9 protein-coding genes are annotated in these 9092 nt (G+C 70.3%); 6 read left to right on the top strand and 3 right to left on the bottom strand.

The window, feature by feature from the left end:
* Positions 1 to 51 precede the first annotated feature (51 nt).
* A complete protein-coding gene (locus ABT025_RS20170) occupies positions 52 to 1374 on the bottom strand; it encodes a D-arabinono-1,4-lactone oxidase (protein ID WP_350995965.1) in 1323 nt (440 codons plus the stop codon).
* The gene (locus ABT025_RS20165; RefSeq protein WP_350995962.1) at positions 1331 to 2578 is read right to left on the bottom strand and encodes an MFS transporter; all 1248 of its coding nucleotides are present in this window, start codon (positions 2576 to 2578) and stop codon (positions 1331 to 1333) included. The genes ABT025_RS20170 and ABT025_RS20165 overlap by 44 nt, the downstream gene beginning before the upstream one ends.
* A gap of 180 nt (positions 2579 to 2758) precedes the next feature.
* Here ABT025_RS20165 and ABT025_RS20160 point away from each other — a divergent pair, with 180 nt between their 5' ends.
* Together ABT025_RS20160 and ABT025_RS20155 are read left to right on the top strand one after the other, a co-directional pair.
* Positions 2759 to 3886, top strand: coding sequence for a ferrochelatase (locus tag ABT025_RS20160; protein WP_350995960.1), 1128 nt, complete (start codon positions 2759 to 2761; stop codon positions 3884 to 3886).
* 39 nt (positions 3887 to 3925) lie between these two features.
* Positions 3926 to 4744, top strand: a complete 819-nt coding sequence (locus tag ABT025_RS20155; RefSeq protein WP_350995958.1) for an inositol monophosphatase family protein — start codon at positions 3926 to 3928, stop codon at positions 4742 to 4744.
* Positions 4745 to 4866: 122 nt separating this feature from the next.
* On the opposite strand, the gene ABT025_RS20150 is transcribed toward ABT025_RS20155, so the two are convergent.
* Entirely contained in the window at positions 4867 to 5040 is a 174-nt protein-coding gene (locus ABT025_RS20150) for a flagellar hook-basal body complex protein FliE (RefSeq protein ID WP_187285335.1), read from the bottom strand.
* A 417-nt stretch (positions 5041 to 5457) separates the two neighbouring features.
* Between ABT025_RS20150 and ABT025_RS20145 the strand changes: the two genes are divergently transcribed.
* The 4 genes from ABT025_RS20145 (at position 5458) to ABT025_RS20130 (ending at position 9039) form a co-directional block, all read left to right on the top strand.
* Positions 5458 to 6111 carry a response regulator transcription factor gene (locus ABT025_RS20145; RefSeq protein WP_018551468.1) on the top strand — a complete coding sequence of 218 codons (654 nt, stop codon included), beginning with the start codon at positions 5458 to 5460 and terminating at the stop codon, positions 6109 to 6111.
* A 5-nt stretch (positions 6112 to 6116) separates the two neighbouring features.
* The gene (locus tag ABT025_RS20140) at positions 6117 to 7349 is read left to right on the top strand and encodes a sensor histidine kinase (RefSeq protein ID WP_350995956.1); all 1233 of its coding nucleotides are present in this window, start codon (positions 6117 to 6119) and stop codon (positions 7347 to 7349) included.
* Between the two features lie 405 nt (positions 7350 to 7754).
* Positions 7755 to 8051 carry a DUF4193 domain-containing protein gene (locus ABT025_RS20135; RefSeq protein WP_003965732.1) on the top strand — a complete coding sequence of 99 codons (297 nt, stop codon included), beginning with the start codon at positions 7755 to 7757 and terminating at the stop codon, positions 8049 to 8051.
* 13 nt (positions 8052 to 8064) lie between these two features.
* Complete coding sequence (locus ABT025_RS20130; RefSeq protein WP_350995953.1) at positions 8065 to 9039, top strand: hypothetical protein; 975 nt, start codon at positions 8065 to 8067, stop codon at positions 9037 to 9039.
* Positions 9040 to 9092: the final 53 nt, after the last annotated feature.

The raw sequence follows: 9092 nt of genomic DNA, 5'->3' as shown, positions 1-9092 counted from the left end.
CTCCGCCCATGACCCGGGCGGAGGCCGACTGCGTCGTGGTGAGGGGCGAGGTCAGTCGCCCAGGACCCGGCGCAGGTAGTCGTTGGTGAAGAGCCGGTCCGGGTCCAGCCGGTCCCGTACGGCGGTGAACTCACCGAAGCGCGGGTACACGCCCGCCAGGTAGGCGGCGTCGCGGGTGTTCACCTTGCCCCAGTGCGGACGCCCGCCGTGCGCGGTCATGATCCGCTCGACCGCCGTGAAGTACGCCTGGTAGGGCGTGCCCCGGTAGAGGTGGACGGCGATGTACGCGCTGTCCCGGCCCGAGGCCGTGGAGAGCGCGATGTCGTCCGCGGGGGCGATGCGCACCTCCACCGGGAAGCTGATCCGCAGCGGGGAACGGTCCACCATGGCCTTGACCTCGCGCAGCGCCTGCACGGCGGCCTCGCGCGGCAGGGCGTACTCCATTTCCACGAACCGCACCCGGCGCGGGCTGGTGAAGACCTTGTACGGGATGTCGGTGTACGTACGCGCCGACAGCGCCCGGCTGGAGAGCTTCGCGACCGAGGGGATCGTGGCCGGGACCGCCCGGCCGAGCGAGCAGGCGACCTGGAAGATGCCGTTGGAGAGGAGTTCGTCCTCGATCCAGCCGCTGACCTTCCCGGGCGGGGCCGCGGGGCCCGCGCTCCGGTTGTTGCGCTTGGTGTTGCAGTTGCCCGTGTGCGGGAACCAGTAGAACTCGAAGTGTTCGTTCTCGGTCACCAGCTGATCGAAGTCTGCCGTGACCTTGTCGAAGGTCATCGGCTCCTCACGCGCCGTCAGCAGGAAGACCGGCTCCACGGCGAAGGTGATGGCCGTGATGACGCCCAGCGCGCCGAGCCCGATCCGGGCGACGGCGAAGATGTCGGGGTTCTCGGCCGCCGAACACGTCAGCACCGTGCCGTCCGCGGTGACCAGCTCCAGGGCGCGGATCTGCGCGGATATCGACGCCGAGTCGCGGCCGGTGCCATGAGTGCCGGTCGAGGTGGCCCCGGCGACCGTCTGCTCCATGATGTCGCCCATGTTGGTGAGCGAGAGACCCTCGCGGGCCAGCGCATGGTTGAGCCGCTTCAGCGGGGTGCCGGCCTCGACGGTCACCGTCATGGCCACCCGGTCGATCTCACGTATGCCGGTGAGCAGATCGGGCCGGATCAGCAGCCCGTCGGTGGCCGCGGTCGCGGTGAACGAGTGGCCGGTGCCGACCGGCTTCACCTTCAGACCGTCCTCGGACGCCCTGCGCAGTGCCTCGGCCAGCTCGTCCACGGAGGCGGGGGACACGGTCCGTACCGGACGGGCGGTGACGTTCCCCGCCCAATTACGCCACGCGCTCGTCGTCGTCCGTGCGTAGGTGTCGGTCATCTTCCCCGCGCCCTTCCGTAGGAACCGGCCCTGTGAGCCGGCGGTACCCCAGGAACGCCACCGCGGCCGCGAGCGCTCCCGCCACGGCGGGCACCGCGTACCCCGCCTTCGCCCCGGACACGTCGACCACCCAGCCTGCGGCCGAGGAGCCGAGCGCCACGCCTACGGCGAGCCCGGTACTGGTCCAGGTCATGCCCTCGGTCAGTCTGGTGCGCGGTACGTGCTGTTCGACGAGGGCCATGGTGGTGACCATCGTCGGTGCGATGGCGAGACCCGCGACAAAGAGCGCCACGGCCAGAAACGGAAGGCTCCCGGCCAGTTGGAGGGGGATCATACTCACGGCCATCGCACACACTCCCACCAGCCACCGGGTGGACGGCCTGCCCTTGAGGCGCAACAGGCCGAAGACCGCTCCGGCGAGGCAGGACCCGAGCGCGTACACGGCCAGCACGAGGCTCGCCGCGGCCTTGTGGCCCTGCTCCTCGGCGAAGGCCACCGTCACCACGTCGACCGCCCCGAAGATCGCCCCGGTCGCCACGAAGGTGACCACGAGCACCTGCAGCCCGCGCGAGCCCAGCGCGGAGCCGGTGGCGTGCCGGGCGTGCGGGTGCGGGACCGGCTCGGTGGCCCGCTGCGCGGTCAGCCAGAAGACTCCGACCAGCAGGAACCCGGCGGCGAGCAGCGGGCCGGCCTCCGGGAACCAGGCGGTGGAGAGCCCGATGGAGATGATCGGACCGAAGATGAAGCAGACCTCGTCGACGATCGACTCCCACGCGTACGCGGTGTGCAGCTGCTGCGTCGAGCCGCGGTAGATCTCCGCCCAGCGGGCCCGGACCATCGACCCGACGCTGGGCACGCATCCCGCACCCGCCGCGAAGACGAACAGGGTCCAGTCGGGCAGCCGCTGCTGGGCGCAGACCAGCAGCCCGGCCACGGCCGCCAGTGCGACGAGCGTCACCGGACGCAGCACCCGGCGCTGCCCGTGCCGGTCGACCAGCCTGGACACCTGCGGCCCGACCACCGCGGCCGACATTGCCAGCGTCGCGGAGAGGGCGCCCGCCAGCCCGTACCGGCCGGTCAGCTGGGAAACCATGGTCACCACGCCGATGCCCATCATGGACAGGGGCATCCGGCCGAAGAAGCCGGCCGAGGAGAACCCCTTGGAGCCGGGGGCGGCGAAGATCGCGCGGTAGGGACTGGGCACGGGAGACTCCGGTACGGCGTGGTCACACGCGGTGTCAGGGGTGAATGCGGCCGATACAGCTTACGGGCGCGCCGGAGGGTCCGACAGCGGGAATCCGGGCGCCGCCGGTGAACGCGCGGGGCGGGTCGGGGACAGGTGTCGGTGGGAGCCGGGCCGCGGGCGGGTGGCAGGATCGACGTCATGTCCGATCTGCGCGATCCCGCTCCCTACGACGCCCTGCTGCTGCTCTCCTTCGGAGGCCCCGAAGGCCCGGACGACGTGGTTCCGTTCCTGGCGAACGTGACCCGTGGCCGGGGAATCCCCGAGGAGCGGCTGAAGGAAGTCGGCAAGCACTACTTCCTCTTCGGCGGCGTCAGCCCGATCAACGCCCAGAACCGGGCACTGCTCGACGCCCTGCGCAAGGACTTCGCGGACCACGGACTCGATCTGCCCGTGTACTGGGGCAACCGCAACTGGGCGCCCTACCTGACCGACACCCTGCGCGAGATGGTCCTGGCCGGGCACCGTCGTATCGCCGTGCTGGCGACCAGCGCGTACGCCTCGTACTCCGGCTGCCGGCAGTACCGCGAGAACCTCGCCGAGTCGCTGGCAGCGCTGGAGGCCGAGGGGCTGTCCGTGCCGCGCGTCGACAAGCTGCGGCACTACTTCAACCACCCCGGTTTCGTCGAGCCGATGGTGGAGGGGGTCCTCGCCTCGCTGGCCGACCTTCCCGCGGACGTACGGGCCGGAGCGCATCTGGCCTTCACGACGCACTCCATCCCCACGTCGGCGGCGGACACCTCCGGGCCGGTGGAGGCGCACGGCGACGGTGGTGCGTACGTCGCCGAGCACCTCGACGTCGCCCGGCTGATCGTGGCCGCCGTGGCCGAAAGGACCGGCGTCGCGTACCCCTGGCAGCTCGTCTACCAGTCGCGCAGTGGTGCCCCGCAGATCCCGTGGCTTGAGCCCGACATCTGCGACCACCTGGAGTCGCTGCACGGTGAGGGCGTCCCCGCCGTGGTGATGGCGCCCATCGGGTTCGTCTCGGACCACATGGAGGTCCTCTACGACCTCGACACCGAGGCCACGGCGAAGGCGGCCGAGATCGGACTCACGGTGCGCCGGTCGGCGACGGTGGGCGCCGACCCGCGCTTCGCCGCGGCCGTGCGCGACCTGGTGCTGGAGCGCGCCGCCACCGAGCAGGGCCTCCGCCGGGAGCGGTGCGCCCTCGGGACGCTCGGGGCGAGCCACGATCTCTGCCCGGTCGGCTGCTGTCCGGCCCGGGCGCCGAAGCCGGCCGCGGCGGGCGCCGACAGCCCGTACGCGTAGAGCGACCCGATCCGTACCCCACACCCCTCTGGGAGCGCCGTGACCGACCCCCTGCTGTCCGAACTGCTCGACCTCGCCCTGGACGTCGCAGGCCGCGCCGGTGCGCTGCTGCGCGACGGCCGCCCCGCCGACCTGGGAGTGGCCGCGACCAAGTCCAGCCCGGTGGACGTCGTCACCGAGATGGACATCGCCGCCGAGAAGCTGATCACCGGCTTCCTGGCCGACCGCCGCCCCCAGGACGGCTTCCTCGGTGAGGAGGGCGCCAGTTCCGAGGGCACCAGCGGCGTCCGCTGGGTGATCGATCCGCTCGACGGCACCGTGAACTATCTCTACGGCCTGCCCACGTGGGCCGTCTCGGTCGCCGCGGAGCGCGACGGCGAGCGGATCGTGGGCGTGGTGGAGGTCCCGATGCGAGGGGAGACCTACCACGCGGTCCTCGGTGGCGGTGCGCACGCGAAGGGCGGGGCGTACGGGGACGGTGCCCGGCTGCGCTGCCGCCCGGCTCCGCCGCTCGACCAGGCGCTCGTGTCGACCGGCTTCAACTACGTCGCAGACGTCCGCGAGCACCAGGCGGACGTGGCGCGCGTCCTGATCCCACGGCTGCGGGACATCCGCCGCGGCGGCTCCGCGGCGATCGACCTCTGTGACGTCGCCGCCGGCCGCCTCGACGGCTACTACGAGCGAGGCCTCCATCCGTGGGACCTCGCCGCCGGTGACCTCATCGCCCGGGAGGCGGGAGCGCTCACGGGCGGCCGCCCCGGGCTGCCCGCCGACGGCGGACTGACGGTGGCCGCGGCGCCGGGCGTCTTCGAACCCCTGCAGGCGCTGCTGGAGGAACTGGGAGCCTGGCACGACTGACACCGGGGCCGCCCGAGGTCACCCAGGGCCCGCGAGAGCCGCTGAGCGGGCCGTGGGCCCCACCGGAACCGAGAAGGCCCCGCGAATGCCTGTGCGGCACCGCGGGGCCTTCTCGTGACGGCTCAGACGCTTGTGGCGCCGATGTGAACACCGTGCTCGGCAGCGAGGCGGTGCAGGTCGTCCAGCTCGCCCTGCTCGACGTCCGCAAGGAAGTCGTCGCCCGTCTCGCGGGCCTTCGTGAGGTCGGACTCGGTGGTCTGGATGCGTTGCAGCAGACCTGCGGTGAAAGCGTCCATGAAGCGCCCCCTCATCGTGGGTCGGTGGCACGGGGGTGTGCCCGGGTTTCCCTCCGCCGAGGCGGTAGGGCGGGTGATCACGCACTCTCCGGGGGACGGAGGGGCCTGTGGTACGCCACATACGAGACGTGATCGCGGGTGTGAATTCGTCCTCCCCTGCCCGACCCTCAGAGAAACCTCAACTGGCCCGGGAATCCTCCGAATTCCCGGAAGCCGCAGGTCGGGCCGCGTCGTCTTACCGCCGGTTTATACGTGTTGCGGGCAGGATGGAGCCGCACAGGCCGTGCCGAGGCGTGGTCCGGATCACGGCCACGCGTCCGTCCGGACGCTCCGCCGGTCTGTTTCGAACGTTGTGATGTTCAGCCGTGAAGTTCTGTTGTGAAGCACTTTTGTGAAGTTTCTAAGGAAGGAAGCGCCGTGCGCGTACTCGTCGTGGAGGACGAGCAGCTGCTCGCCGATGCGGTGGCCACCGGCCTGCGCCGTGAGGCCATGGCCGTCGATGTCGTGTACGACGGTGCAGCGGCCCTGGAGCGCATCGAGGTCAACGACTACGACGTCGTGGTCCTGGACCGGGACCTCCCCCTGGTGCACGGTGACGACGTCTGCCGCCGGATCGTCGAGCTGGGCATGCCGACCCGGGTGCTCATGCTCACCGCCTCCGGGGACGTCAGTGACCGCGTGGAGGGCCTGGAGCTCGGCGCGGACGACTATCTGCCCAAGCCCTTCGCCTTCAGCGAGCTGACCGCCCGGGTCCGGGCACTCGGCCGCCGTACGACAGTGGCCCTGCCGCCCGTCCTGGAGCGCGCGGGAATCAAGCTCGACCCCAACCGCCGCGAGGTGTTCCGGGGCGATCAGGAGGTGCAGCTCGCTCCCAAGGAGTTCGCGGTGCTTGAGGTCCTGATGCGCAGCGAGGGCGCCGTCGTCTCGGCCGAGCAACTCCTGGAGAAGGCCTGGGACGAGAACACCGACCCGTTCACCAATGTCGTCCGGGTGACCGTCATGACCCTGCGGCGCAAGCTCGGCGAGCCGCCGGTGATCGTCACGGTGCCCGGCTCCGGCTACCGGATCTGACGCCGGTGCCCACCGTCCCGCCGCCCGCGGCGGCGCCCCCCAAGCCCACCTGGGAGCCCAAGCAGCAGGAGCCCCCGTACCCCTGGTTGCGTCCGACCATCCGGATAAGGCTCACCCTCCTGTACGGAGGCATGTTCCTCATCGCGGGCATCCTGCTGCTGTCGATCATCTACATGCTGGCCGCCCAGGCCCTGCACGTGGGCAGCGAGCTGCCGTTCGAGATCGTCAACGGGCAGGTGCGGAGCAAGGTCTGCAACCTCCCCGAGAAGGCGTCCCCGGACAACTTCAACGCCGCGGTGAACGCCTGTGTCAACCATCAGCGCCAGGAGGCGCTGGACACGCTCCTCAACCGGTCGCTGCTGGCCCTCGTGGGCCTGAGCGTCATCGCTTTCGCCTTCGGCTACGCCATGGCGGGGCGGGTGCTCTCGCCGCTGGGCCGGATCACCCGCATCGCCCGCAGGGTGGCCGGAACCGACCTGTCCCGCCGCATCGAACTGGACGGGCCGGACGACGAGCTCAAGGAGCTCGCCGACACCTTCGACGACATGCTGGACCGGCTGGAGCGGGCCTTCACCGCGCAGCAGCGGTTCGTCGGGAACGCGTCGCACGAGCTGCGCACCCCCTTGGCGATCAACCGCACGCTGCTGGAGGTCCACCTCGCCGATCCGGAGGCACCCCCGGAGCTCCAACAGCTGGGCAAGACACTTCTGGCCACCAACGAACGCAGCGAGCAGCTCGTGGAGGGTCTGCTGCTGCTCGCCCGCAGCGACAACCAGATCGTCGAGCGCAAGCCCGTCGATCTGGCCGAGGTGGCCTCGCGGGCGCTGGACCAGGCCCGGGGCGAGGCCGAGGCCAAGGGCGTGGAGATGCGCAGCGAGCTAGCCCCGGCCGTCGTTCAGGGCAACGGCGTCCTGCTGGAGCGGATCGCGCTGAACCTCGTACAGAACGCGGTGCGCTACAACGTCCCGGCGGACGGCTGGGTCGAGGTCAGCACGGAGCTGCTGCCCGGGCAGGCCGTGATGGTCGTCGCGAACACCGGGCCCGTGGTGCCGGCCTACGAGATCGACAACCTCTTCGAGCCCTTCAGGCGGCTGCGTACGGAGCGAACGGGAAGCGACAAGGGGGTCGGCCTCGGCCTGTCGATCGCACGCTCCGTCGCGCGCGCTCACGGCGGCCGTATCATCGCCGAGCCCCGCGAAGGCGGTGGTCTTGTGATGCGCGTCTCACTGCCTGTCTGAGAAGCTGGGCGTGGCGAGATGTGTGCGGATTATTTTTGTTCGCTTTGAGCGGAATTTTCGGGACTCGATCCCGGAGGAGCCGTGTGTGATCGATCACAAGAGCGATATTCCGCCCGTCCACGCTCCGTGATCAGGGATCCTTCCGGAAATCCGGCAAAAGTCGGGTTTTCGGGGGTCGATATCACGGGAAGTACACGGGGTGGCGCTGGCAAACAGCGCCGCCGGGACCGTGTACGGTCCCCATCGCCACCCAAGCTGATCACTCTCGAGCGGTCCTTTTGGGTGTCGATTGAGTAACAGACCTTGATGTGAGGCAAAATCTCCGCCTCGGGTCGGGCACAAGTCCGGCCTCTCACGCGTTACGTGCGCTGAGACACCGCAGACACCCAGAGGGGGAGAGCGACAATGGCAACGGATTACGACACCCCACGCAAGACCGACGACGACGTCGATCAGGACAGCCTTGAAGAGCTCAAGGCTCGCCGGAGCGACAAGACGGCGTCCGCCGTCGACGTCGACGAATTCGACGCGGCCGAAGGACTGGAGCTGCCCGGAGCAGACCTGTCCAACGAAGAACTGGCCGTAAGGGTCCTGCCCAAGCAGGCCGACGAGTTCACCTGCATGAGCTGCTTCCTCGTGCACCACCGCAGTCAGCTGGCCCGCGAGAAGAACGGTCAGCCGATCTGCCGCGACTGCGACTGAGGTCCGGTCGGCCGTGGCAGGGGACACACCGTTCCGGAAGCGGCGCATCCGGCGCAAGGAAGGGCCGGAGGCGCAACAGGGCGGTACAGGCCCGGCAGAGGGCGTAGCAGCGCCTGCCGAGCGGTCCGCCCTGCCACCCACGCCGGGCGAACACGACGACGAGCGGGGCCGGTCGGCCTCGCTCGAAGCGGTCGAAGCAGCTGTGGCCGCCATCGAGGCGGCTGCGGAAGTCGACGCGGCCGACAGGGCCGGAGAGGTCGACAGGACGGAGCCCGTGACCGGGGCAGGCCGTCTGAAGTCAGTTAAACGGGGCGTACACAAGGGCGGGGAGAGCGCCAAGGCGGCGATCGGTCATATCGCCGACCTGATCATCGACATCGCTCCCCGCGTCCCTGTACGCGATCTCGCCACCCTCCGCAGGCAGTTCCCCGGCCTGGGGCCCGAGGAGATCGCCGACCGGCTCATCGCCGGCGCGAGCAGGGCCACCGCGACCGTCGGCGCCGGCATCGGCGCGGCGGCCATGATGCCCGTACCACCCGCCATGCTCGCTGAGCTGGCGGCCGAGATCACCGGTGTGGCCGCGATCGAGATGAAGCTCGTCGCGGAACTGCACGAGGTCTATGGACAGCGCCCGCCGGGCGGCATCGGCCGGCGTTCCACCGCCTACCTCACGTCCTGGACGGAGGAGCGCGGTATCGACGTCACCCACCCCACGTCGGTCAACGCGGCGCTCGGCGGCCAGATGAAGCGCGAGCTGCGCCAGCAGATCATGAAGCGCACCGCGCGCGATCTGCCCAACCTCATCCCGTTCATGATCGGCGCCGCCGTCGGCGCGATGATGAACCGGCGCGACACCAGGAAACTCGCCGGACGGGTCAGGAAGGATCTGCGCAAGCGGCAGGTCCCCTGGGACCGGCTGACGGAACTGCCGCCGCTGGAAAGCCCCCACACGGCCCTGCCCGGGGAGCCGAAGGACTCGGACGGCTGAAGGCCTCCGCGGGCCCGCACAAGACCTTCAGGAGCCCCGTACGAACGCACCGG

It is taken from the genome of Streptomyces sp. NPDC002809 (assembly GCF_040295435.1).
Lineage (GTDB): Bacteria > Actinomycetota > Actinomycetes > Streptomycetales > Streptomycetaceae > Streptomyces.
Note: the sequence above shows the minus strand (reverse complement) of the source record. Positions and strands in the feature narration are given on the sequence as shown.